The sequence below is a fragment of the Clostridium ljungdahlii DSM 13528 genome, from assembly GCF_000143685.1.
Lineage (GTDB): Bacteria > Bacillota > Clostridia > Clostridiales > Clostridiaceae > Clostridium_B > Clostridium_B ljungdahlii.
Genome location: NC_014328.1, coordinates 4,039,680 through 4,065,944, shown reverse-complemented (window position 1 = coordinate 4,065,944; position 26,265 = coordinate 4,039,680). Strand labels below are relative to the sequence as shown.

The following is a 26,265-nucleotide window of genomic DNA, read 5'->3' as shown; positions in this document are numbered from 1 at the left end:
CTATTCACCGTCCCTTCTATATTTTCCAGCAACTTCTATAAACAATTTTTCAAGATCTTCTCCCTTTTTCATATCTCCCTGATATCCTAAAATTCCACCTGAAATAATTCCAATTTCTTGAACTACCTGTTCAACTTCACTTAGTATGTGACTCGACAATATCACTGTAATTCCCTGCTTCGGAAAAGATCGAATCAATTCACGAAGTTCCTGTATACCAAAAGGATCCAATCCATTAGTGGGTTCGTCTAGAATTAAAAGCTTTGGATTGTTTAAAAGAGCAATTGCAATTCCAAGCCTTTGCTTCATTCCCATAGAAAATTGCTGTGCTCTTTTTTTACCTGTATTTTTCAAATCAACTATTTCAAGAACTTCATCAATTCTCTTATCAGGTAGTCCCAAAACTGTAGTACGTACTTTTAAATTTTCCTTTGCAGTAAGATTTCCATAAAGGGGTGCACCTTCAATTAACGCTCCCACATTTTTCAAATCATTTCTGCTCCAATTATGGCCTTCAAAAAAGATTTCTCCACTACTTTTACGCAGCATTCCAGTGATCATTTTTAGTGCTGTAGATTTTCCTGCTCCATTTGGTCCAAGAAGCCCATAAATAGAATTTTTTTTGACTTTAAGTGATATATTGTTCACTGCCATTTGTCCCTTGAAATTTTTACAGAGATCTTTAGTCTCTAAAATTAAATCATTCATTGTAATCATCCTCCTGTTTGATTACATAGTAATTTATAATTATAAAGATTTTATAAAGATGTACCACTAGGGTGCAATTTTTTCCAATGTTACTATACTATAAAAAGGATAAGTAGTATAATTCAATGGTAGATAAACGAATGCGTTTAATAACTTTATATGGAATGTAGGAAGGTAAGAAATTATGGAAAGAGATATAAAAATACTTGCTATAGAGAGCAGCTGTGATGAAACTTCTGCAGCTGTAGTGGTGAATGGAAGAAATGTTTTGTCTAATATAATATCTTCACAGATAGATATACATACAAAATTTGGAGGTGTAGTGCCAGAAGTGGCTTCTAGGAAACATATAGAGGTTGTAAGTCTTGTAGCACAGCAGGCTATTGAAAAGGCTGGTATTACATTTGATGATATAGATGCCGTAGGAGTTACTTATGGACCAGGGCTTGTAGGGGCACTTCTTGTAGGTCTTCAATATGCAAAGGGTTTGGCTTATGCACTTAATAAGCCTTTAGTAGGAGTAAATCACATAGAAGGTCATATAAGTGCTAATTTTATACAATATAAAGATTTAAAACCGCCTTTTGTATGTATGGTTGTATCTGGAGGACATACTTATCTGGTTTATATGAAGGACTATGGAAAATTTGAGGTTATGGGTCAAACTAGAGATGATGCAGCTGGAGAAGCCTATGATAAAGTTGCAAGAGCTATTGGACTTGGATATCCAGGGGGACCTAAAATTGATAAGTTAGCTAAAGAAGGAAATCCAGATGCAATTAAATTTCCTAGGGCAAATTTTCACGATGAAAGTTCCCTTGATTTTTCATTTAGTGGTTTAAAATCTGCTGTGTTAAACTATTTAAATCAAAAGAAAATGAAAAATGAAGACATAAATAGAGCTGATGTAGCAGCATCGTTTCAAAAGGCTGTAGTAAGCTTTTTAGTAGATAACGCCATGAAGGCATGCAAGTTGAAAAATGTAGATAAAATAGCTGTAGCAGGAGGAGTAGCTGCAAATAGTTGTCTTAGAGAAACTTTAAAAAATGCAGGCTGTGAAAAAAATATAGAAATCTTGTTCCCAGAAATTATATTATGCACGGACAACGGAGCTATGATAGGAAGTGCTGCATATTTTGAGTATATGAAAGGGACTAGAAGTCCTCTAAGTTTAAATGCAATTCCAAACTTAAAACTAGGAGAAAGATAGATAAGTTATAGAGTTTCTAACTTAAAAATAAACTTATACGTAAGAATATTTAACCGTATTTGCGGCTTACCAAAATATTCGGAGTATAAGTTTATTTTCGTTTAGAAACTCTATCATGTTGAATAATTTACCACAATATATTGAGTAGCATAAATAATATATAGAATATACTATTTACAAAATGCATTACACGATATATAATAAATGGTATCGATATTGATTTTCTGTATAAAGAAAAATTGCAAATAACATATTAATATATATATTGCCAAACTATAAACTGTAGACAACAAATTCCATTGTAACGTATACATACAGTATTCACACACTATACAAGAAGGTTTTCAAAATAAACTGTTATGCAAGGCAAAAAAAATAAAAATTCAATTGAAATAATTTTGATACTTATATATAATAGTAATGTGACTCAGATATTTAATAGTAAATATTAATAAATATTAATGAATATTAATATTTATACAAAATATATAATTTTTATAAAAGGGGATGGATTACTTGTTAAAGAGGTTTAAGAGGGTTCTTGTAGCGAATAGAGGAGAAATAGCCATAAGAATATTCAGAGCATGTAAAGAATTGGGAATAACTACTGTAGCAATATATTCAAATGAGGATAAGAGATCTCTTTTCAGAACTAAAGCTGATGAATCCTATATGATAGGGAAAAATAAGGGACCTGTAGAAGCATATTTAGATATTGATGAAATAATAGACATAGCTTTGAAGAAAAATGTAGATGCAATACATCCGGGTTATGGATTTTTATCAGAAAATCCTGAATTGGCAAAAAAGTGTAAAGAAGCAGGTATTGAATTTATAGGGCCTACATCAGATATGATGGAGATGCTTGGCGATAAGATAAAGTCTAAAATTGTTGCACAAAAGGCTGGAGTTCCAACAATACCAGGAGTTCAAGAGGCTATAAAGACAGAAGAAGAAGCTTTAAAATTTGCTAAGTTCTGTGGATATCCTGTTATGATTAAAGCAGCTGATGGCGGTGGCGGCAGAGGAATGAGAATAGTAAGGGAAGAAAAAGATCTCGTAGAATCCTACAACAGTGCTAAAAATGAATCCAGAAAAGCTTTTGGTTCAGAAAAAATATATATTGAAAAATATATTGAAAGTCCAAAACACATAGAGGTGCAGGTACTTGGAGATAAGTACGGCAATATTGTCCATCTGTATGAAAGAGATTGTTCAATACAGAGGAGACATCAAAAGGTTATAGAATTTACACCATCTTTAGCCCTTTCAGAAGAGAAAAGACAACAAATATGCGAAGATGCTTTAAAAATTGCAAGAACTGTAGGATATACAAGTGCAGGTACCTTGGAGTTTTTGGTTGATAAAAACGGAAATCACTATTTCATAGAGATGAATACTAGAATTCAGGTAGAACATACCGTAACTGAAATGGTTACAGGAATAGATATAGTTCAAGATCAAATACTTATTGCAGAAGGACATTCACTTGATTCTAAGGAAATAGGAATAAAGTCTCAAGATGATATAGAGTTAAAAGGATATGCAATACAATGCAGAATTACTACAGAAGATCCTTTAAATAATTTTGCACCAGATACAGGAAGAATAGATATGTATAGAACTGGTTCTGGATTTGGCATAAGACTTGATGGAGGAAATGGATTTACAGGCGCAGTAATAAGTCCTCATTATGATAGTTTGCTAGTAAAAACTGTATCTTGGTCAAGAACTTTTGAAGATGCCATAAGAAAGGCAATAAGGTCTATAAATGAGACTGTTATATCAGGAGTAAAGACAAATGCAGACTTTATAATAAAAGTATTAAGTCATGAAAAGTTTATAAAAGGTGAATGTGATACTAATTTTATTGAAGATAATCCAGATTTATTTGATATAAAACCAAAACTAGATAAAGAGATGAGTGTACTTAAATTTATAGGAAATAAAGTAGTAAATGAGACTCGTGGAAAGAAGAAGAAATTCAATATACCTATTGTACCAAAAGTAGAGGAAGATATTAAATTAAGTGGGACGAAGCAAATACTTGATACCAAAGGAGCAGATGGATTAGTTGACTGGATAAAGTCACAAGATAAGCTTCTTATTACAGATACTACTATGAGAGATGCCCATCAGTCACTTATGGCAACTAGGGTGAGAACTAGAGATTTGCTTAAGATAGCAAAAGCACAATCGGTATTAGCAAACGATCTTTTCTCCATGGAAATGTGGGGAGGAGCAACTTTTGATGTAGCCTATAGATTTTTAAATGAATCTCCTTGGGAAAGACTTGAAAAACTTAGAGAAAAGGTTCCTAATATACTATTCCAGATGCTCATAAGAGGAGCTAATGCAGTAGGATATAAGAACTATCCAGATAACGTTATTAGAGAATTTATAAAACAATCTTCAACTTCAGGTATTGATGTATTTAGAATATTTGACTCTCTAAACTGGCTCAAAGGAATGGAAGTTGCTATAGATCAGACATTAAAAGAAGGAAAAATAGCTGAAGCATGTATGTGCTATACAGGAGATGTATTAGATGACAAAGAGGATAAATATACCCTTCAGTACTATATAAACTTAGCTAAAGAAATAGAGAAAACTGGAGCACAGATTCTTGGAATAAAGGATATGTCTGCCCTATTAAAGCCATATTCTGCTTATAAACTTGTAAAAGCACTTAAGAATGAAATCTCTATTCCAATACATCTTCATACTCATGACACTACAGGTAATGGTGTGGCAACAGTACTTATGGCTGCCGATGCAGGACTTGATATAGCTGATACTGCATTCAACAGTATGTCTGGGCTTACTAGCCAGCCAGCTTTGAATTCAATAGCAGCAGCACTTAAAAATACAAATAGAGATACTAAGTTAGATGCAGATAATCTTCAAAAAATATCTAACTATTGGGAAGATGTAAGACCTATATATAGTCAGTTTGAGTCGGGACTTAAGTCAAGTACTGCAGAAATATACAAGTATGAGATACCAGGAGGCCAATATTCAAACTTAAAACCTCAGGTTGAAAGTTTTGGGTTGGGAGATCGTTTTGAAGATGTAAAAGAAATGTATAAGCGAGTTAATAAAATGCTTGGCAACATAATTAAAGTAACTCCTTCTTCAAAAATGGTAGGAGACCTGGCTATATTTATGATACAAAATGATTTAGATGAAAAGAACATTTATGAAAAAGGAAAAAATTTAGCTTTCCCAGACTCTACAATTTCTTTCTTCAAAGGAATGATGGGTCAGCCTATGGGAGGATTTCCAGAAGAACTTCAAAAAGTAGTTTTAAAGGGAGAAGAACCTTTTAAGGTAAGACCAGGAGAACTTTTACCACCAGAAGATTTTGCCAAAATAAAAGAGTATTTAACTAAAAAATATAAGAGAGAATTTAATAATAAAGAGCTTATAAGCTATGCTATGTATCCTGATGTATATGAAGGTTATCTCAAATTCTTAAGTGAATATGGTGATCTTAGCAGAATGGAAAGTGAAACATTTTTCTATGGACTTGCGGAAGGAGAACTTTGTGAAGTTGAAATAGGAGAAGGAAAGAGTTTATTTGTACAGTTATTAGAGATTACAAAAGTTGATGATGAAGGATATAGATTCTTAGTATTTGAGGTAAATGGTATTAAGAGAGACATAAGGATAAAAGATAACTTGGCTTTCTCCGGATCAGGAATAAAAGAAAATTCATGTGTTATGGCAGATGAAGATGATGAAAAAGAAATAGGATCAAGTATACCTGGAAACATTGTTAAAGTACTTGTAAAACCAGGAGATAAAGTAGAAGAGGGCCAGAGCTTAATTGTAATAGAGGCTATGAAAATGGAAACAAATGTTTCAGCTGCTGAAGCAGGGGTAATTGATGGAGTATTTGTAAAAGAAGGCCAGAGAGTTAAAACTGGAGAACTTTTAATTAGATTAAAATAGATAAATATTATTAAAGGTACTATTAGGGTTTCTAATAGTACCTTGTTTTTTAATACTCTATAGCTTAACTTCACTAACTTAACCAGTTATGTTAGAATATATTAATAATGACAATTTAGCGGTGTAAATTTATAGGAAAGAGGTATGAAGATGAACAAAAATATTGGATTTATCGGATGTGGAAACATGGCTCAAGCTATAATTGGCGGAATAGTAAAGTCAGGATTAATTAACAGTAAAAATATAATGGCAAGTAATAGATCTTATGAAAAACTTAAATCTACTGAAGAGAAATACGGAATTTTGACAGCTAAAAGCAATGATGAAGTGGCTAGATTTTCAGATTTGCTTTTTTTGAGTGTAAAACCAAACGTATATAAGAAAGTTATAGAAGAAATAAAAGATGAAATAAAAAAAGATGTAGTTATTGTTACTATAGCTGCAGGTGTAGATATTAAATCTGTAGAAGGATGGTTCGAAAAGAAATTACCTATAATAAGAACCATGCCAAATACCTCTGCTCAAGTAGGTGAGAGTATGACTGCAGTATGTGTTAATGATGTAGTTAAAGAAGAAGATTTAAGTTTTACGCTGGATATTTTTAAAAGCTTAGGAAAAGCGGAAATAGTAGATGAAAAACTTATGGATGCAGTTGTAGGTGTAAGTGGATCTTCAGGTGCCTATGTATATATGTTTATAGAAGCACTGGCAGATGGTGCAGTTTTAAGTGGAATGACAAGAAAAATGGCCTATGAATTTGCAGCACAGTCAGTTTTAGGTGCAGCAAAGATGGTACTTGAGACAGGACAGCATCCGGGAATACTCAAGGATAATGTATGTTCTCCAGCAGGTACAACTATAGATGCAGTTTATTCACTTGAAAAAAATAACTTTAGGGGAACGGTTATTGAAGCTGTGAAAAAATGTACAGAAAAATCAATTGAAATGTCAAAGCGTGTTTGATCTTATAGTAAGAAAGGTGCAGAACATATGGAAGGTATAGGATTAGTTTTAGAAGGCGGAGGTATGAGAGGATTATACACTGCTGGAGTATTAGACTTTTTTATGGAGAAAAATTTGTATTTCCCTTATGTTATAGGAGTATCCATGGGAGCTTGTAATGCATGTTCATACATTTCAAGACAAAAGGGAAGAAACAAAAAGATAAACATAAACTATGTGAATGATTCCAGATATTTGAGCTGCAGAAATTTGATATTTAAAAAGGGACTTTTTGGAGTAGATTTTATATTTGATGAAATACCAAATAAACTAGAGATATTTGATAAAAAATCTTTCTATAATGCAAATGAAAAATTTATAATAACAACTACAGACTGCGATAAAGGTGAACCTGTATATTTTGATAAAAATCAATGTTTAGATGAAGAAATATTTAATGTGATAAGAGCTTCTAGCAGCTTACCCTTTATGGCTTCTATAGTAAAATTTAGGGGGATGAATTTATTAGATGGAGGAATCTCAGATCCCATACCTATAAAAAAATCTATAAAAGATGGGAATAATAAAAATGTAATTATCTTAACTAGAAATAAAGATTATGTAAAAAAGCCTTTTAGGATGAAATTTTTAGCGAACAAAATATACTATAATTATAAAGGGTTAGTGAATGCAATGGTAGACAGACATAAAAAATACAACAATACTTTAAGCTATATAGAACAACTTGAAAGAGAAGGAAAGGTATTTGTGATAAGGCCTAAAGAGCAGCTTAAAGTTAGGAGAATAGAAAAAGATAAAAATAAACTCACTGAACTATATAATCAAGGGTATAAAGAAGCTTCACAGTGTTATGATAAATTAGAGAAATGGATTGTGGGGTAAATAATAGGAAGGGAGAATTGATATGGATTTAGGAAAAACATACAATGGCTTTAAATTACTAGAGAAGGAAAGATTAGATGAGATAAATTCTGAGGGAATGCTTTTTGAACATGAAAAAAGTGGTGCTAGATTATTTTTCCTAAAAAATGAAGATGACAATAAAGTATTCTCAATAAGCTTTAGGACGCCACCGGATGACAGCAGAGGTGTTCCACATATACTTGAACATTCTGTATTGTGTGGTTCAAGAAAATTTCCTGTAAAAGAACCTTTTGTAGAACTAGTAAAGGGTTCTCTCAATACTTTTTTAAATGCGATGACATTTCCAGATAAAACAATGTATCCTGTAGCGAGTGTTAATGACAAGGATTTTGTAAATCTTATGGACGTATATTTGGATGCAGTTTTTTATCCTAATATATACAAGTATTCAGAAATCATGATGCAGGAAGGGTGGCATTATGAACTTGACAGCAAAGACCAAGACTTAACTTATAAAGGTGTAGTATACAATGAAATGAAAGGTGCCTTTTCATCGCCAGAGTCCATACTTCTTAGAAAAATGATGGAATCTCTCTATCCAGATACTCAATATGGAGTAGAATCTGGAGGAGATCCGGATGTGATACCGGAACTAACCCAACAGCAGTTTGTAGAATTTCATAATAAGTATTATCATCCATCAAATAGTTATATATATTTGTATGGTAACATGGACATTATGGAAAAACTGAAATTTTTAGATGAAGAGTATTTAAGTAACTTTACTAGAAAAAATGTAGATTCTACTATATTAAATCAGGCTGCTTTTAGTAGTGAGAGACAGATGACAATTAAATATCCTATTTCAAGTAGTGAAAGAGAAGAAGATAAAACATTTTTAAGTATGAATTATTCGGTGGGAAAAGCTGTGGACAGTGAGTTGTACCTAGCTTTTGACATACTGGAGCATTTACTTTTAGAAACTCCATCTTCACCTTTAAAAAAGGCACTAATCGATGCCAATATAGGAAAGGATGTATTTGGAGTATTTGAACCGAGTATGCTTCAGCCTATGCTTGGAATAGTATGTAAAAATTCTAATGAAAGTGAAAAAGATAAATTTAAGCAGGTAGTTGAAACTACTTTAAAGGATATGGTTAATAAGGGTATCGATAAAAAGCTTGTAGAAGCCTCTTTGAATATAAAGGAATTTCAGCTTAGAGAAGCAGATTATAGGGGATATCCTAAGGGACTAATATATGGAATGAAGTCTATGGATAGCTGGTTGTATGGTGAAAAACCATGGATTCACCTAAATTATGAGAAAGTATTGGATAAGATAAAATCTGAATTAGACAACAATTATTTTGAAAAACTTATAGATAAATATATTTTAAAAAACAACCATAAGTCTATGGTAATAGTCAAACCTGAAAAGGGTCTTGAAGAAAAGAAGGAAAAAGCACTAAAGGAAAAGCTAGGTAATTTTAAAAAGAAACTTTCAGACAGTGAATTAGAAAAGATAATACAAGATACTCAAAAATTGAAAAAGAGACAGGAAAGTGGAGACAGCAAGGAAGATTTGATGAAAATACCACTTTTGTCCATATCAGATATAGATCCAAAGGCCAAGAGATTGAAACTTGAAGAAAAGGAAGAGGATAAAGTAAAAGTACTATTTTATCCGACATTTACCAATGGAATTTATTATTTAAACCTTTATTTTGATAGTAATACAGTAAAGGAAGAACTTATTCCATATATATCACTTTTAAGTGCGGTACTTGGAAAAGTCAGCACTGAAAATTGTTATTATGAAGAATTGGCCAAAGAAATAAATATATATACAGGTGGAATAGGTTATTCTGCTCAATCTTTTGGAGAAAATGGAAATAGCCACAAATTTTATCCTAAGTTTGTAGTAAGATCAAAGGTTCTTGTGGATAATTTACCAAAGTTAATTTCAATATTGAATGATGTAATAAATCATACAAAATTTGAAGAAAAGAAGAGATTGAGAGAAATAATTCAGGAAACTAAATCTAGAATAGAGATGGCTATTTTTGAAAGAGGCCATGTAGTAGCTGCAAATCATGTTTCATCTTATTTTTCACCTATAAGTAAATATGAAGATATGCTCAGTGGTTTAGAGTTTTATAAATTTATATCAGATTTAGAAAAGAATTTTGATAGTAAGTCAGAGGAAATAAGCAAAAAATTAGAGGAAGTTTCAAATAATATATTTAATAAAAATAACTTGACTGTAAATATAACTTGTGGTGAGAAAGATTATGGTAATTTTAAAAGTGCTTCTAAGGATTTATTTCATGAATTAAAAGATAATGAGATATGTAAAGTAGAGTATAATTTTGATTTGAAGCCTAAAAATGAAGGACTTATGACGTCATCTAAAGTTCAATATGTAGCTAAAGCTTATAACTATATAGATCTTGGATACTCTTATAGTGGAAGTCTTCAGGTATTGAGATCCATAGCTAATTATGAATATTTATGGAATCAGGTAAGAGTTCAAGGAGGAGCTTACGGAAGCTTTGCATCTTTTCAGAGAAATGGAAACATGTTTTTTACATCCTATAGAGATCCGAATTTGAAACATACTGTTGAGGTATATGATAATGCAAGTAAGTTCTTTGCGAACTTTAAGGCAGACAGCAGACAGATGACCAAATATATAATAGGTACTATATCAGATTTGGATTTTCCACTGTCACCTTCTATGAAGGGAGAACGTGCTGCTGAGAACTATATAAGACACATAAGTTATGATGACCTACAAAAGGAAAGAGAAGAAATACTAAGCACTAAGCCTGAGGACATAGCAGGATTTGCAGAACTTATTTCCAGTGTAATGAATAAAAATAATGTATGTGTACTTGGAAATGAACAAAAAATAAAAGAAAATAAAGATATCTTTAATAATATGGTTAGTTTGTTTGAATAGTTAAATCCATTGTAGAGTTTCTAAACGAAAAATAAACTCTACATAGTTATTCACATTGTGGATAACTATGTAGAGCATTTTATTAAACTGCGCTATTTTCAGGTGTATTGTTGTACTTTCCTGATTTTAAATCTATAACCCAGTGTCTGATACTTTCGTAAAGTATGACTATCAATATGGCCATAACGATTAGAGATAATACTGTAAGTGTAGTGTTACCATGTGGAATGTAGTTGCCAGTCATATTTTCAATTGAAGCTGTTAAGGTTGCCACACTTATAAATGCCATTGGTATTACTGTAATTGGCATGTATTTCTTTTTGCCCATTCTTATAAGTACTGAAGTACCTATTGCAAAGGCTATAGCTGCTAAGCTTTGGTTTGCTACACCAAATAGAGGCCAGATAGTGGATATATTACCTGTATACAATAGATAACCCCAACATACAGACATAAGCAAACTAAAGAATATTATGTTAAACCAAGAATCTTTTTTTGCAAGAGGCTTGCAGAACTTACCGATTAAATCTTGAAGTAAGTATCTACCTATTCTAGTACCTGAGTCTATAGTTGTAAGTATAAATAATGCTTCAAACATTATACAAAAATGATACCAGTAAGACATCAATCCTTTAAGTCCAGGAATCTGATAGAATACGTAGGACATACCAACTGCGAGAGATACAGATCCACCAGTTCTTCCTGCCAAGTTTTCTCCTACTAGCTGCTGCAGCATAGGAAGTTCTTTTGGAATCATACCTAGTTTTGCAAATACAGCTGGTGCTGAATTTATAGCAAAGTAATCAGCTGTTGGAAGACAAGTTGCAGCAATTAATGCCATTAAAGCTATAAAGGATTCTAGAAGCATAGAACCGAAACCTATAGGAAGTATATCCCTTTCATTTGAAATAAGTTTAGGTGTAGTACCAGAACCTATTAATGAATGGAAACCTGATAGAGCACCACAGGCAATGGTTATAAATACAAATGGGAATACTTTACCTGAAACTATAGGACCTCCGCCATTTACAAATTTAGTGATAGCAGGCATCTGAAGTTCTGGTCTTACAAATATAATACCTATTGCAAGGACAAGCATAACTCCAAGTTTCATATAAGTACTTAAATAATCTCTTGGCAGTAATAAAAGCCATACAGGAAGTACAGCTGCACAAAAACCATAAGCTGCAAGTATAAGTGACATTTGTTTTACATTGAAAGTAAGATATGGTGCTAAGGCTGAATGCTGAACAGTTGGTCCTAAAATAACTCCAAGTAATATAAGTACCATACCAATAATTGTACCTTCAGCTATTTTACCTGGTCTTAAGAATTTAAGATAAATACCTATAAAAAGTGCCACTGGGATAGTAAAGCCAACTGTAAACGTTCCCCATGGACTGTTGTTAAGAGAGTTTACTATAGGAAGTCCAAGACCTGCCATTGTTATTATGAGTATGAATATAACTGAAATTGATGTAATGTAACCCATTCGTTCACCAAGATTTTTCCTGGCAATTTCGGCAATAGATTGTCCGTCTTGTCTAACTGAAGCAAATAAGATAACCATGTCGTGAACGGCACCGCCTAGTACACCACCTATTAAAATCCAAAGTGTACCTGGAAGATATCCGAATTGTGCTGCCAAAACTGGTCCTATGAGTGGCCCAGCACCTGCAATTGCAGCAAAATGATGGCCAAGAAGTATCCATTTGTTAGTTGGTACATAATCATGTCCATCTTCGAACTTTTTAGACGGAACCTCTCTTGTTTCATCTAATGCTAGAACTTTTGCCGCTACAAATGATCCGTATATTCTGTAGCCCGCGACTAATACAAGAGCCCCTATAATTACTAGTACTATAGAATTCATATAAAAACCTCCTTTTTAATTTATTAATAATTATGAATGATTCATTAATAATTAATTATATGAATTTTATTACATATTTATAATAGTCTGAATTTATTGATTTTCATACCCAAATATTCCAAAGTGCAAAAAAACGGATGCGAATGGACAAAAATAACATGTGAATGGTATTTACAATAAGTTGAATAGCATAATTGAATTTTACAGTGTGAAAAATTTATAAAAAAATTCACAGTGTGAATATATTTTCATACACACTGTGAATAAAACTTTTAAGGATAAACTTTATCCAACTATTTTTTCTTCTTGAGGATTATCATAATCTCCGGATTTTAAATCTTTAATCCAGTGTCTTATGCTTTCATAAAGTATAATTATTACTATAGCTATGAGAATTATAGATAAAACTGTAAGTGCAGTTTTATGATTTGGAATATAGTTTCCTGTTATATTTTCAACTGATGCAGTTAAAGTAGCTACACTTATAAATGCCATAGGGATTATTGTAATAGGTATATACTTTCTCTTGCCCATTCTTATAAGTACTGAAGTACCTATTGCAAAGGCTATAGCTGACAAACTTTGATTTGCCACACCAAATAGAGGCCATATTGTAGATATATTACCTGTACACAGTAAGTATCCCCAACAGAAAGACATAAGCAAACTGAAGAATATTATGTTAAACCAGGAGTCTTGTTTGGCAAGAGGCTTACAGAATTTCCCGAATAAATCCTGAAATAAATATCTTCCTATTCTAGTACCTGAGTCTATAGTAGTAAGTATAAATAATGCTTCAAACATTATGCAGAAATGATACCAGTAAGACATCAATCCCTTAAGTCCAGGAATTTTATAGAATACATAAGACATACCAACAGCTAATGATACTGAACCGCCAGTTCTTCCTACTAAGTTTTCTCCTACTAACTGCTGCAGCATAGGGAGTTCTTTTGGAACCATACCTAGTTTTGCAAATAAAGCTGGTGTTGAATTTATAGCAAAGTAATCAGCAGTTGGAAGGCAAGTTGCAGCAATTAATGCCATTAAAGCTATGAAAGATTCTATAATCATTGATCCATAACCAACAGCTAAAATGTCCTTTTCATTGGCAATAAGCTTAGGGGTTGTACCAGTACTTATCAATGAATGGAAACCAGATAGAGCACCACAGGCTATAGTTATAAATATAAATGGAAATACTTTACCTGGAACTATAGGTCCTCCACCATTTACAAATTTAGTAAGAGCAGGCATTTGAAGTTCTGGTCTTACAAGTACAATACCTACTACAAGTGCCACCATAACTCCAATTTTCATGTAAGTGCTTAGGTAACCTCTTGGAATAAGTAAGAGCCATACAGGAAGAACAGCTGCACAGAAACCATATATAGCAAGTATAAGTGACATTTGCTTTACATTAAAAGTTAAATATGGAGCAAGTGCTGAACTTTGGATAGTTGGTCCTAAAATAACTCCTAATAATATAAGTGCCATACCAATTATAGTACCTTCACCTATTTTACCTGGTCTTATAAATTTAAGATAAATACCTATGAATATTGAGACCGGAATAGTAAAACCTACGGTAAAAGTTCCCCATGGACTACTGGCAAGAGAGTTTACTATTGGAAGCCCAAGGCCCGCCATAGTAATTATTAGTATAAAAATGACAGAAATTGATGTAATATAACCCATTCTTTCGCCTAAATTTTTTCTTGCAATTTCGGCTATTGATTGACCATCTTGTCTAACTGAAGCAAACAATATAACCATATCGTGAACACCTCCAGCTAGTACACCACCTATTAAAATCCAAAGTGTACCTGGAAGATATCCAAATTGTGCTGCTAAAACTGGTCCTATAAGTGGTCCAGCACCGGCAATGGCTGCAAAGTGCTGACCTAAAAGCATCCATTTGTTTGTAGGCAAATAGTCATGTCCATCCTCAAATTTTTTAGCGGGAACTTCTCTTGTTTCGTCTAGAACTAAGACCTTTGCAGCTAAAAATGATCCATAAAGTCTGTAGCCTATAACTAAAACTAAAGCTCCTATAATTACTAGTACTATAGAGTTCATATAAGTACCTCCTTGTAAAATTTTTGATAAATTAAAATAATTGATTAATAAATAGCAATGGTAACGTTATTACATATTCATAATAGTCCGAATTTATTCGTTTTCATACTAATGCACTCTAAAATGGTAAAAAAGGATGATAAATAGTCGAAAATAGACGGTAATCGGTAAGGGGTATTTATATAATAAAGTTAACAAAGCAACTAAATTTTGTTATTATAATATAAGGGGTGCTATTATATTTTTTAGGCATAAACAGAGTTCTTGACATCAGATGGAGTTTTGACTCCATCTGATGCTTAGAAATCGTTATCCAGGGACGTAGCTGCTCTTTACTCACACTTAGAGAAAAGCAGATATCCCAAATCTTTGATTTGGTGATAGTCGCTTTTGCTGTGTGCGTGGGAGTATTAGAGCAGGTAGTCATCGGATAAAAGTTCAAATAGTTGGTTTCTGCTAGTTCTCATAGATAATTATACGAGGAGTGATATACTTTGATTTATCTTAAATTGCTTCAGAACATGGCCTTAATTGCATTATCTGCATATATGTACAATCATTCTAGTGTTTTAAAACAATTAATTAAAGATGAGCTGGGAACTGTAGATAAAATTTTACTTGTAATATTTTTTAGTACATTAGGTATTTTAAGTAATTATACGGGTGTAAATGTAGAACCAGCTAATAATATTAGTTCAGAAACTATGGCTTTGGGGTATCTGGGAATGCATGATGCTATAGCTAATACAAGGCCTATTGCAGCCATAGTGTCTGGATATATTGGAGGACCTTTAATTGGAGTTATAGTAGGATTGATTTCAGGAGTCCATAGGTATGCTTTAGGTGGGTTTACGGCTGTTGCCTGTACTATTGCAACTATAGTAGAGGGGCTTATAGGGGGTATTGCAAGAAAATATTCCAAGGATGAAAGCCTTAATGTAAAGCACGCATTTTTTGCTGCCATAGTTGCGGAGTGTTTTCAAATGATAATAATTTTAATATTTGCAAGACCTCTTATAAGTGCACTTATATTAGTAAAAATTATAGCTGTCCCAATGATACTTATAAATTCATTAGGTACTGTTATTTTTATAAGTATAATAAAAAGTGTTAAGGAAGAATATAATAAAGTTGGGGCTATAGAAGCCCAAAAGGCTTTAAACATTGCAAAGAGAACTGTAAAATATATGAGAAAAGGACTTGGAGAGGAAACAGCTAAAAATATATCAAAAATAATATATGAAGTAGCAAATATTGATGGAATACTTATAGGGGATAAAAGTGATATTTTGACTTGTTCTGTTAAAAACATAAATAAGATAAAATTAAGAGAAAGTATATATAAGTGTGATAAGTTTCCTGTTTATAAAATCATAAATGAAGGACAGATGTTTTTTGTATGTGCACCATTTAATATACCAAACTCTGGTTTTCAAGGAGTGCTGGGGCTTGGATTGAAGTCAAAAAAAAATATTAACAATTATTTTATACAATTTGTACAAGAACTAAGCGATTTACTCTCTAACCAGATAGAATTATATAAACTAAATAAATTGGCAGAAGAAGCATCCATAGCAGAATTTAAAGCACTAAGATCGCAGATACAACCTCATTTTTTGTTTAATGCTTTAAACACCATATCATCATTTTGTAGGACAAACCCTTCTAAAGCTAGGGAACTTATTATAGATTTATCAAATTATTTTAGACAAACTTTAAAGAGAGAAGAGGATTTTGCCTATTTAAAAGATGAATTAGAATTTACTAAATCATACATTTCTATTGAAGAAGCTAGATTTGGAAATAGGCTGAAGTTAATTATTGATATACCAGATAAAATGATGACAGCGAAGGTTCCTGCATTCATATTACAGCCTATTGTAGAAAATGCTATAAAACATGGAATACTGCCCAAACCTGAAGGTGGCAGTGTATATCTTAAGGCATCTTTTAAGGATAAAGACATATTATTTTCAGTAGAAGATACTGGGGTAGGTATGAGCAATGAAAGATTAAATGAAATTTTAACTAAATGGCCTGGAATAGGATTGAAGAATGTAAATGAAAGATTAAAACTATTATATGGGGAAGACCATGGGCTAAGCATAAAAACTTCTTTAAATAATGGAACTAAAATTAGTTTCCTCATATCAATGAAGGAGGTTTCATCAGTAAATGGATAAACTGAGATGTGTTATTGTAGAAGATGAGATTCCTGCTGCGGAGGAATTGAATTATATAATATCAAAATATGAGGATTTATGTGTAGAAGGAATTGCATATGATGGTAAAAGTGGACTAGATCTTATAAAAAATAAAAAGCCAAATGCTGTATTTTTAGATATAAATATGCCTTTAAAAAATGGTATTGAGTTGGCAAAAGTTATTAAAAAATTTGATAAGTCAATAGATATAATATTTGTTACTGCTTATGAACAATATGCAGTTCAGGCTTTTGAAATATATGCCCTTGATTATGTACTTAAACCTTTTGATGAAAAGAGAATAGCTGTTACTATAAGAAGATTAATTAGCAAATGGCGTGAAAAAAGTTCAGAAAATGAAAAGATACCTGATATATTAAATGAAATAGTAAGTAAAATAGACAAAGAGAGTAATTTGGTAAAAAGAATTCCTTGTGAGAGGCAAGGGAAGATAATATTAGTAAATGTAAAGGATATCTATTATTGCTATATAGAAGATGATAAAACCTATGTTAAAACTAAAAGTGACAGATATCTGGTTGGGACAACTCTTTATCAGATAGAAGAGAAAACTAATTTTTTTAGGTGTCACAGGAGCTACCTGGTAAACATGGATAATATAAAAGAATTATATTCTTGGTTTAATGGAACTTACAAGCTGGTTATGGATGATGAAGAAAAATCAGAAATTCCTATAAGCAGAAGTAAAGTAAAAAAATTGAGAGAATTGCTTAAGATATGAACTATAAAATTTCTAAGTAAAAAATCAAATTATGAAAAGGAGAAATGTGTTATGGCAGTAGTAAATGTAAGTCTTCAAGTATTACCTGTAGTGAAGGATAAGGATTTGTATGGTGTTGTTGATAAAGTTATAGAGTATATAGCTTCTACTGGGGTAAAGTATGAAGTAGGACCTATGGAAACTACTATGGAAGGTGAATTGAGTGAACTTCTGAAAATAGTAGAAAAGGCTCAAAGTATATGTACAGAAGCAGGTGCAGAGAGAGTTGCATCTGTAGTAAAAATAGATTATAAGCCAACAGGAGTAACAATGAAAGAGAAAATTGGAAAGTATAGATAGTCAGCAATTGCTATAGTTAAGAAGGGATGAAAAATAATGAATATAAAGAACATAGCAGTTTTAGGAACTGGAACTATGGGACATGGCATAGCATTACTTTCTGCAAAAGCAGGATTAAATGTAGTTATGTATGGCAGATCTAATGCAAGCTTGGAAAGAGGATTTAATAATATAAAATCTAGCTTAAATAGTTTAAAGGCTGCAGGAAAATTGTCAGATGAAAAATGTGAAGAAATTTTAAGTAAAATAAAGGGTGTTAAAACAATTCAAGAAGCTGCTAAAGATGCTGATTTTGTAATAGAGGCATTAGCTGAAAACTTAGAGCTAAAACAGGATATCTTTAGGCAGTTGGATGAAATTTGTTCACCAGATGTAGTTTTAACTAGTAATACTTCAGGACTTAGTCCAACAGCTATAGCTAAGAATACAAAGTACCCTGAAAGAGTGGCAATTGCCCACTTTTGGAATCCACCACAGCTGATTCCATTGGTAGAAGTAGTACCAGGAGAAAAAACATCACAGGATACAATGAAAATAATCATGAACTGGGTTGAATTTATAGGTAAAAAAGCTGTTCGCATGGAAAAGGAGTGTTTGGGTTTTATAGGGAATAGGCTTCAACTTGCACTTCTTAGAGAAGCTTTGTATATAGTAGAGCAAGGATGGGCAAAACCAGAAGAGGTAGACAAAGCTATGGAATATGGCCATGGAAGAAGATTACCTGTTACAGGCCCATTATGTAGTGCAGATTTGGGAGGATTGGACATATTTAACAATATATCTTCATATTTATTTAAAGATTTGTGTAATTATACGAAACCTTCTAAGTTAATGCAGGATAAAGTTGAAGCCGGAAATTTGGGAAGTAAGAGTGGACAAGGATTTTATAATTGGACACCAGAAGTTTTAGAAAAGAAACAAAAAGAACGTACAGAAGTACTTTTAGACTTTTTAGAGAGGGATTCTAGGGGAAAATAAAGTTTTTAAATAACAAAGTACAAAGTTTAAATATCAAATAAGGATAATTTTCTTTCTAACATAAGAAAATAAAAAAATTACGACATAACTTTTTCAAGAGGACAATTGACAGAGGACAGAGGACAATGAAGGTGAGTTTTCCTCCTTACGTCAAAAAACTAATTTATTCTTAAGCTTGTTTTGCTAATGCAAAACATCGCTTAAGCAGGCTCTAAAATCTGTGATTTTCAGATAATTGCTTGCTCAGAAAGTACTTTTTAGAAACAAAAAACGTGAGTTTCTTTTAAATTAGAGATTTTTCGTAGTGCAGCGGAGAAAAATATTCCTTCACTGTCCTCTGTCAATTGTCCTCTCAAAAAAAGTTGATTTTTAAGTTAGAAACTCTACATTACAGGCTGCTGGCAAATATATTTTGTCGGCAGTTTTTGTATTATCAATGAAATAGATAGCTAAAGACACTTATTTCTGGTAGAATAAATGCAAAATAGCTTATGAATATAGTAGGAGGATTTGGAATGATACTTATAAAAAACGGATATGTTATTGACCCATTGAGCAAATTAAATGAAAATATGGATATTTTAATAGATAATGAAAATGTAGTAAAAATTGACAAAAACATAAATGAAGAAAACGTAGATAATATTATAGATGCTTCTTCTTGCATAGTTGCTCCAGGTTTTATAGATATACACAGTCATTTTAGAGATCCTGGTTTTACCTATAAAGAGGATATATTTACTGGAGCAAATGCAGCCGCAAGGGGAGGATATACAACGGTTATATGTATGGCGAATACTAAACCGGTGGTAGACAATGTTGAGACTTTAAACTATATATTGAACAAGGCTAAAATGGCAAGAATTGAAGTACTTCAGGTAGCTTCTATAACAAAAGGAATGGTTGGAAAAGAAATTGTAGACATGAAAAAGTTAAAGGAAGCTGGAGCAGTAGGATTTTCTGATGATGGTAAACCAATTATAAGTTCAAAAACAGCAGTTGAGGCTATGAACATGGCAAGAGAGCTTGATGTAGTTCTTAGCTTTCACGAAGAAGATTCGGAACTAATAAGTGAAAATGGAATAAATTCAGGGAAAATAGCAGATGCATTAGATATAAAAGGCTCTCCAAAAGAAGCAGAAAATGTGCTTGTTGCAAGAGATGCAGCACTTGCAATATCAACTAAAGCAAAAATTGATATTCAACATATAAGTTCTGGTTTATCTGTTGAACTTGTTAGATGGGCAAAAAAAATGGGTGCAAATATAACGGCAGAGGCAACACCACAGCATTTTAGCATAACAGAAGAAGAAGTCTTAAAAAAGGGAGCAAATGCAAAAGTAAATCCACCTTTGAGAATGGAAAGTGACAGAAAGGCTATAATCGCGGCATTGAAAGATAATACAATTGAGATAATAGCTACAGACCATGCACCTCATTCAAGGGAAGAAAAAAAAGGCAAAATTTCTAAAGCACCAAGTGGAATGATAGGCCTTGAAACTGCACTCTCTCTTGCAATTTCAAAATTGGTTAAACCAGGATATTTAAATTATATGGATGTTATAGAAAAGTTTACTGTAAATCCTGCAAAATTATATAAATTGGATAGGGGATATATAAAAGAAGGACATAGGGCAGATATTATAATATTTAATCCTGAGGAAGAATATGTGGTAAGTGACTTTTATTCTAAGTCCTGTAATTCTCCTTTTATAGGTGAAAAGTTGTATGGAAAAGTAAAGAGAACAATATATAAGGGAACTATTGTGTATAAAGACGAAAAATAGTGTGTTATCTGAGAAATAAGGTGAAAAGGTGACATAAAAAGTGAAATGCCTCAGAATAGAAGTAATAAATGTCAAGTTGCAAAAAGTATCAATGAAATATTATGTATATGAGCCTTGCTTAATTAAAAGAAGCAGGGCTTTAATTATGAAATCATGTTTCCTATAAGTTGATTTTTTCAACTAAGATCAACTACAACTCCATTTACGGGAAATAGGTCAACATCTAAAATATTATTTAGAGGCGATAGAAAGAAATGAATATTTTAATAAGGTAGATAAATGATTTGATGATAATAATTCTAATGGAACAAATACTCGTATAGACGAGACAACAATCAAGAAAAAACTGAAGGAAAGGTTAGGTGAAAAAAGTGAATGCAATAAGTATAAAAAATCTTAAAAAGTCTTATGATGGGCAGCTTAATGCTTTGAATAATATAAGTGTAAGTATACCAAAAGGCGAGATATTTGGATTTCTTGGCCCTAATGGTTCAGGAAAAACCACTACAGTTAGAATTCTTAATGGAATTCTTTCAGCAACGTCAGGATATGCTGAAATTTTAGGGATACCTGTGGGAAAAAGTAATATTGAGATTCATAGATTATGTGGTGTTATGACCGAAAGTTCTTTCTGCTACGAAAACCTTACTGCTGAGCAAAATTTAATATTTTTTGGCAAAATGCATGGAATGGGTGAAAAATTGCTTAATGAACGTACTGATTTTATATTGAAAAGGCTGGAGTTATTAGATGTAAAGAATAGAAAGGTAAAATCTTTCAGTACGGGAATGAGAAAGAGAGTTTCTCTGGCTATAGCATTAGTTCATAATCCTAAGATTTTATTCCTTGATGAGCCTACTTCTGGTTTAGATCCAGAAAATGCATTTAATGTTACAAGGCTTATAAAAGAACTTGCAGAGGAAAACGAGGTTACAATATTTCTTTGTACCCATCAATTAAAATATGCTGAAGATATCTGCACACTATATGGTTTTATAAATAATGGTAGTATCCTTGGTTTAGGCACATTTGATGAACTTGCTTTAAGGAAAAATGCGGCTCTTCAATTAAAAATTAGGGGAAAAAATATTTCGGAAAAACTTGGATTTATTTATGAGGGTAATGATGTATATAGCAAAGCTATTTTAGGAGACAAAGAGGTAAATACCCTGATACAAGGTATACTGACAAGTGGTGGAGAAATTTACGAGGCCATGCAGAAGAAATGGTCACTAGAACAACTGTACTTTAAATATATAAAAGGCACATCTAATGATGTAACTTTATAAGTCTGGAGGGGTTAGAGTATGGATATAAGTGAAAAAGCATTGATTTATAAAGATATAAATGAAATAATAAGTTCAAAACGGGTTATTATGCCTATGACGATTGTACCGATTATTTTGATTGTAATCATACCATTAGGAATATTTATTGGTGCGAACTTTATTGGAAATGATTCAAGTATGCTTACAAAAATGGCGCCTCTCCTAAGAAAATTGCCTCCTGAATATGCAGCATATGCTCCAGCTAAGCTTTTAATAAAAGTAAGTATAGACTTTATGTTTCCATCATATTTTCTCATAATTCCAATAATGTGTTCAGGAGTTATTGGAGCCAGTAGTTTTGTGGGAGAAAAAGAGCATAAAACGCTGGAGTCCCTGCTTTACACACCAATATCCATGGAACAACTGCTTAGAGCTAAGATTTTAGGTGTTTTTGTGCCATCTTACATCGTGACTTTCATTTCATTTATAGTCTTTGGCATCATATGTAATATAGGTGGTTTTATCTATTTTGGAAGACTTATTTTTCCAGACATAAAATGGCTTATAATCATACTTTGGATTTCACCTGCAATCAATTTATTATCACTAACATTTACTGTTATGGTATCGGCAAAATCAGAAACCTTTCAGGAAGCACAACAGGTAAGCGGCCTTCTTGTCATTCCAGTGATTCTTATATTAGTAGCTCAAATGACAGGTATACTTTTACTCAATAATCTTGTAATGCTTATAGTGGGTGGTGTTCTTTTAGTACTTGATTACCTATTAATAAAAAGGATTTCCTCTAAATTTGTTCCTGAGAAATTGATTTAAATATATGTTTGTAATTCTTTGAATGTACTTTAAATTCAAGTTAAAAACTACCTTTAATGTGCAGATATCAACAATTTATAGCTGTTTCTAACTTAAAAATAAACTTATGCGTAGAAATATTTTACAATAAACAAGTACATTTAAATATTTTGTATATAAGTCTTAGTTGAAAATTTATGAAAAAGCTTAGGACTTTTGAATTGTCTGAGGTACGAGTTTTCAAAAGTCTTTAGGTTTTTGTAAATTTTCTGCTTAGATTTATCAAAATATTTAATTGCACTTGTGGTTGTAAAAATATTCGGAGCATAAGTTTATTTTTGTTTAGAAACTCTATAATATGTTCTCCCAATCAGCGTATAAAGTTTCTATTTCATTTTGTGTATCTAAAAGTTCCTTGTTTACAGCACTGCTTTTTTCAGGATTAGAATAAACTTCTTCTAGGCACAGTTTTTTCTGGAGTTCAAGTACGTGGTCTTCTAAATTTGAAATCTCTTCTTCAATGTTTTTAACTTTAGATTTCTTTTCACGTTTAGACTTTTCAAGTTCTTTTTTCTTTTTTTTATCATGTTGTATTTGAGTTTTAGTCTTTGAACTTTGTTCTTCTTCCATTTCGAATCTCAAGGGATTCTTTTTCTTTTCAACATAATAGGTGTAATTACCCAAGTATTCTTTTGCACCATTCTCATTTAATTCATATATTTTATTGACAGATTTATTTAAAAAGTACCTATCATGAGAAATTACAAGCACGGTGCCATCGTAGTTTAATAAAGCTTCTTCTAAAGCCTCACGGGATGTTATGTCAAGATGGTTTGTAGGTTCATCTAAAAGTAAAAAGTTAGATTTAGACAATATAAGCTTTAATAAATTTATCCTGCATTTTTCTCCACCGCTTAAAGAAGATATTTTTTTAAATACGTCATCTCCTGTAAATAAAAAGCTGGCTAGAGCATTTCTTATTTCTGTAGTGGTGAGTTTTGGAAAACTGTCCCATACTTCGTCTATAATTGTTTTTTCAATATTTAAGTCAGATTGTTCTTGGTCGTAGTAGCCTACCAACACATTTTTACCTAATTTGCAAAGGCCATCATCCTGTTCTAATTTGCCTAGAATTATTTTAAAAAGTGTAGTTTTTCCCCTACCATTTTCACCAATTAGAGCTGTTTTTTCTCCTTTTTTTATATCAAAATTTAAGTTTTTAAACAATAGTTTTTTATCAAAACTTTTACTCAAGTTCTCTACGTGAAGTACATCATTTCCACTGTTTATTTGAGTTTTAAATGTTATACCTTTAATTTTTTCATCTTTGTCAGGAGCAGCTAGTCTATCAATTTTGTCTAACATCTTTTGTCTGCTTTCTGCTGCCTTTATGCTTTTTTCCCTGTTAAAAGATCTATATTTTTCAATGATTTCTTCTTGCTTTTTTATTTCTATTTGCTGCATATTATAAGCTTTTAACTGGACTTCATAATTTTTTTGCTTTAACTCCAAAGAAGTAGTATAATTTCCATTATAAAAATTTATATGACCATTTATGAGTTCCATAGTTGACTGAGTTATAGCATCTAAAAAGTACCTATCATGAGATATTATTATGATAGTACCTTTATAGGATTTTAAATATTCTTCTAGCCATTCTATAGCGTCTAGATCCAGGTGGTTAGTAGGTTCATCTAAAAGAATGATATCAGGTTTAGATAAAAGCAGTTTACAAAGTGCCACCCTTGTTTTTTTCCCACCGCTTAGCACAGTTATAGAATCGAGAAATTCATTTTCTTGAAAACCTAATCCACTTAAAACTCTGTTTATTTCAGCTTTGTAGGTATAACCACCCCTGTTCGTATAAAGCTCTGAACAGGTGGTATATTTATCTATCAATTTATTTCTATACTCTTCATTTTTGGCATCGTAAGGTTCGTTCATCAAGGCTTCTAATTTATTTAACTTATTTTCTAAATTAATTAGATCCTGAAACACAGTAAGCATCTCGTCATATATAGTATTTGAAGAATCCAATGACAGATGTTGAGTTAGATATCCTACTGTTTTAGCCTTATCTATAAATAAATTTCCACTGTCATAATTTATTTTACCTGTTAAGATGTTAAATAAGGTGGATTTGCCAGCTCCATTTGGACCGATTAATCCTACTTTTTCTCCATCATTTATGTTGAAAGTTATATTTTCAAGTATAATTTCTATTCCATAACTTTTATGAATATTATTGCAACTTAAAACAACCATTAGTAACACCTTCCTTAATCATTAACATTTTACTATGTATAGTAACTTTTTTGTAGTCCTATGTTATAATTATAATTAGAAAATTATAATATGGAGTAATTGATGTTTTAAATTTATTTTTAAAAGAAATCATAATTAATTAACTTTCAAGTACATTTGTAAGGTTGGGAATGTAGGCAAATTAATAATAGTTGTTACTGCTCATTATTTACGAATGTTAAAAGGTAACTAAAAAAGTGAGTACTATATTGTATAAAACATGTAAATAATTAATATAATTTACATATAAATGTATTGATTTATGTCTGTATGAATAGGATAATTAAATATATATCAAAGTAATTTATTTAGATACAATAATGGTATTCTAAAAATCAAAAAAGTATTTAAGAGAAATCAAAGAATATAGAAGAAGGTGTAGTATGGATAAAAAAAAGAATATATCAATGGCTGTTATAAAGAGATTGCCAAAATACCATAGGTATTTAATGGATTTAATGAAAAATGACGTAGATAGAATATCCTCTAAGGAATTAAGTGAAAAAATAGGGTTCACAGCTTCACAAATAAGGCAGGACTTAAACTGTTTTGGAGACTTTGGACAGCAGGGATATGGGTATAACGTAGGTGAACTATATGGGCAAATATGCAATATACTTGGTCTTACGAAAACTTATAAGACTGTTATAATAGGTGCAGGTAATATAGGTCAGGCTATAGCTAACTATACTAGATTTGAAAAAATAGGTTTTCGGTTAGAAGCTATTTTTGATATAAATCCTAAACTTATAGGTATTAGAATTAGGGATATCGAGATAAGGGATATAGATTATTTAGATGATTACTTAAAAGAAAGTAGTATAGATATAGGAGTTATATGTGTACCTAACAATAATGCCCAAAAGGTTTGTGATATTTTAGTCAAAAACAAAGTTAAAGGTATTTGGAATTTTGCTCCTGTAGATTTGGTTACTCCAGAAGGCATAAAGATTGAAAATGTTCATTTAAGTGATAGTTTATTAACATTGACATGTCTTTTAAATGACATAGATTAAAAACTTAAATGAATTCTTTAAGCTAAAAAATTCATTTGTTAGAAAATAAATTTAAATCATAAATATTTAGAAAAAATGATCAATATTTATGAATATAGTTTATATTTTTAACATATTGTAATTGTTTTCTTGTGCAATTTTCATAATTATATGATATAATTATATAGGTTTATATTAGGTCAAATATGAGTTGAGAAAGGG

Annotated in this window: 17 protein-coding genes; 13 read left to right on the top strand and 4 right to left on the bottom strand. The window is 31.6% G+C overall.

Annotated elements, in window-relative coordinates; all coding sequences use genetic code 11:
• Complete coding sequence (locus tag CLJU_RS18420; protein WP_013240345.1) at nt 1–708, bottom strand: lantibiotic protection ABC transporter ATP-binding protein; 708 nt, start codon at nt 706–708, stop codon at nt 1–3.
• A 184-nt stretch (nt 709–892) separates the two neighbouring features.
• On the opposite strand from CLJU_RS18420, the gene tsaD reads away from it, so the two are divergent.
• The 5 genes from tsaD to CLJU_RS18395 all read left to right on the top strand — a co-directional run bounded on the left by tsaD (nt 893) and on the right by CLJU_RS18395 (nt 10,661).
• A complete protein-coding gene (tsaD, locus tag CLJU_RS18415; protein WP_013240344.1) occupies nt 893–1,918 on the top strand; it encodes a tRNA (adenosine(37)-N6)-threonylcarbamoyltransferase complex transferase subunit TsaD in 1,026 nt (341 codons plus the stop codon).
• A 507-nt stretch (nt 1,919–2,425) separates the two neighbouring features.
• Nucleotides 2,426–5,872, top strand: a complete 3,447-nt coding sequence (locus tag CLJU_RS18410) for a pyruvate carboxylase (protein ID WP_192847893.1) — start codon at nt 2,426–2,428, stop codon at nt 5,870–5,872.
• Between the two features lie 150 nt (nt 5,873–6,022).
• Complete coding sequence (proC, locus tag CLJU_RS18405; protein ID WP_013240342.1) at nt 6,023–6,835, top strand: pyrroline-5-carboxylate reductase; 813 nt, start codon at nt 6,023–6,025, stop codon at nt 6,833–6,835.
• A gap of 27 nt (nt 6,836–6,862) precedes the next feature.
• A complete protein-coding gene (locus CLJU_RS18400; protein ID WP_013240341.1) occupies nt 6,863–7,717 on the top strand; it encodes a patatin-like phospholipase family protein in 855 nt (284 codons plus the stop codon).
• 22 nt (nt 7,718–7,739) lie between these two features.
• Nucleotides 7,740–10,661, top strand: coding sequence for an insulinase family protein (locus tag CLJU_RS18395; protein ID WP_013240340.1), 2,922 nt, complete (start codon nt 7,740–7,742; stop codon nt 10,659–10,661).
• Nucleotides 10,662–10,743: 82 nt separating this feature from the next.
• Here the strand turns inward: CLJU_RS18395 and CLJU_RS18390 are convergent, their stop codons facing one another.
• Both CLJU_RS18390 and CLJU_RS18385 read right to left on the bottom strand, forming a co-directional pair.
• Nucleotides 10,744–12,534: a carbon starvation CstA family protein gene (locus tag CLJU_RS18390; RefSeq protein ID WP_013240339.1), complete on the bottom strand. Its 1,791-nt coding sequence runs from the start codon at nt 12,532–12,534 to the stop codon at nt 10,744–10,746.
• Nucleotides 12,535–12,819: 285 nt separating this feature from the next.
• The gene (locus CLJU_RS18385) at nt 12,820–14,613 is read right to left on the bottom strand and encodes a carbon starvation CstA family protein (RefSeq protein ID WP_013240338.1); all 1,794 of its coding nucleotides are present in this window, start codon (nt 14,611–14,613) and stop codon (nt 12,820–12,822) included.
• 494 nt (nt 14,614–15,107) lie between these two features.
• Between CLJU_RS18385 and CLJU_RS18380 the strand changes: the two genes are divergently transcribed.
• The 7 genes from CLJU_RS18380 to CLJU_RS18350 all read left to right on the top strand — a co-directional run bounded on the left by CLJU_RS18380 (nt 15,108) and on the right by CLJU_RS18350 (nt 22,765).
• Nucleotides 15,108–16,796, top strand: coding sequence for a LytS/YhcK type 5TM receptor domain-containing protein (locus CLJU_RS18380; protein WP_013240337.1), 1,689 nt, complete (start codon nt 15,108–15,110; stop codon nt 16,794–16,796).
• A complete protein-coding gene (locus CLJU_RS18375) occupies nt 16,789–17,559 on the top strand; it encodes a LytR/AlgR family response regulator transcription factor (RefSeq protein WP_013240336.1) in 771 nt (256 codons plus the stop codon). Before CLJU_RS18380 ends, CLJU_RS18375 begins: the two co-directional genes overlap by 8 nt.
• Nucleotides 17,560–17,610: 51 nt before the next feature.
• On the top strand, nt 17,611–17,898 hold the full coding sequence (locus CLJU_RS18370) for a thiamine-binding protein (RefSeq protein ID WP_013240335.1): 288 nt from the start codon (nt 17,611–17,613) through the stop codon (nt 17,896–17,898).
• A 36-nt stretch (nt 17,899–17,934) separates the two neighbouring features.
• Entirely contained in the window at nt 17,935–18,876 is a 942-nt protein-coding gene (locus tag CLJU_RS18365) for a 3-hydroxyacyl-CoA dehydrogenase family protein (protein WP_013240334.1), read from the top strand.
• A 515-nt stretch (nt 18,877–19,391) separates the two neighbouring features.
• Complete coding sequence (locus CLJU_RS18360; protein WP_013240333.1) at nt 19,392–20,663, top strand: dihydroorotase; 1,272 nt, start codon at nt 19,392–19,394, stop codon at nt 20,661–20,663.
• A gap of 371 nt (nt 20,664–21,034) precedes the next feature.
• On the top strand, nt 21,035–21,952 hold the full coding sequence (locus CLJU_RS18355; protein WP_013240332.1) for an ABC transporter ATP-binding protein: 918 nt from the start codon (nt 21,035–21,037) through the stop codon (nt 21,950–21,952).
• Between the two features lie 18 nt (nt 21,953–21,970).
• A complete protein-coding gene (locus tag CLJU_RS18350) occupies nt 21,971–22,765 on the top strand; it encodes an ABC transporter permease subunit (RefSeq protein WP_013240331.1) in 795 nt (264 codons plus the stop codon).
• A 330-nt stretch (nt 22,766–23,095) separates the two neighbouring features.
• On the opposite strand, the gene CLJU_RS18345 is transcribed toward CLJU_RS18350, so the two are convergent.
• The gene (locus CLJU_RS18345) at nt 23,096–25,009 is read right to left on the bottom strand and encodes an ABC-F family ATP-binding cassette domain-containing protein (protein WP_013240330.1); all 1,914 of its coding nucleotides are present in this window, start codon (nt 25,007–25,009) and stop codon (nt 23,096–23,098) included.
• A 422-nt stretch (nt 25,010–25,431) separates the two neighbouring features.
• Between CLJU_RS18345 and CLJU_RS18340 the strand changes: the two genes are divergently transcribed.
• Nucleotides 25,432–26,064, top strand: coding sequence for a redox-sensing transcriptional repressor Rex (locus tag CLJU_RS18340; protein WP_013240329.1), 633 nt, complete (start codon nt 25,432–25,434; stop codon nt 26,062–26,064).
• Nucleotides 26,065–26,265 lie beyond the last annotated feature (201 nt).

What these genes read in the sequence shown, in the direction of transcription:
- CLJU_RS18420 (WP_013240345.1), bottom strand. Translation starts at nt 708, where the DNA reads ATGAATGATTTAATTTTAGAGACTAAAGATCTCTGTAAAAATTTCAAG.
- tsaD (WP_013240344.1), top strand. Translation starts at nt 893, where the DNA reads ATGGAAAGAGATATAAAAATACTTGCTATAGAGAGCAGCTGTGATGAA.
- CLJU_RS18410 (WP_192847893.1), top strand. Translation starts at nt 2,426, where the DNA reads ATGGATTACTTGTTAAAGAGGTTTAAGAGGGTTCTTGTAGCGAATAGA.
- proC (WP_013240342.1), top strand. Translation starts at nt 6,023, where the DNA reads ATGAACAAAAATATTGGATTTATCGGATGTGGAAACATGGCTCAAGCT.
- CLJU_RS18400 (WP_013240341.1), top strand. Translation starts at nt 6,863, where the DNA reads ATGGAAGGTATAGGATTAGTTTTAGAAGGCGGAGGTATGAGAGGATTA.
- CLJU_RS18395 (WP_013240340.1), top strand. Translation starts at nt 7,740, where the DNA reads ATGGATTTAGGAAAAACATACAATGGCTTTAAATTACTAGAGAAGGAA.
- CLJU_RS18390 (WP_013240339.1), bottom strand. Translation starts at nt 12,534, where the DNA reads ATGAATTCTATAGTACTAGTAATTATAGGGGCTCTTGTATTAGTCGCG.
- CLJU_RS18385 (WP_013240338.1), bottom strand. Translation starts at nt 14,613, where the DNA reads ATGAACTCTATAGTACTAGTAATTATAGGAGCTTTAGTTTTAGTTATA.
- CLJU_RS18375 (WP_013240336.1), top strand. Translation starts at nt 16,789, where the DNA reads ATGGATAAACTGAGATGTGTTATTGTAGAAGATGAGATTCCTGCTGCG.
- CLJU_RS18370 (WP_013240335.1), top strand. Translation starts at nt 17,611, where the DNA reads ATGGCAGTAGTAAATGTAAGTCTTCAAGTATTACCTGTAGTGAAGGAT.
- CLJU_RS18365 (WP_013240334.1), top strand. Translation starts at nt 17,935, where the DNA reads ATGAATATAAAGAACATAGCAGTTTTAGGAACTGGAACTATGGGACAT.
- CLJU_RS18360 (WP_013240333.1), top strand. Translation starts at nt 19,392, where the DNA reads ATGATACTTATAAAAAACGGATATGTTATTGACCCATTGAGCAAATTA.
- CLJU_RS18350 (WP_013240331.1), top strand. Translation starts at nt 21,971, where the DNA reads ATGGATATAAGTGAAAAAGCATTGATTTATAAAGATATAAATGAAATA.
- CLJU_RS18345 (WP_013240330.1), bottom strand. Translation starts at nt 25,009, where the DNA reads ATGGTTGTTTTAAGTTGCAATAATATTCATAAAAGTTATGGAATAGAA.
- CLJU_RS18340 (WP_013240329.1), top strand. Translation starts at nt 25,432, where the DNA reads ATGGATAAAAAAAAGAATATATCAATGGCTGTTATAAAGAGATTGCCA.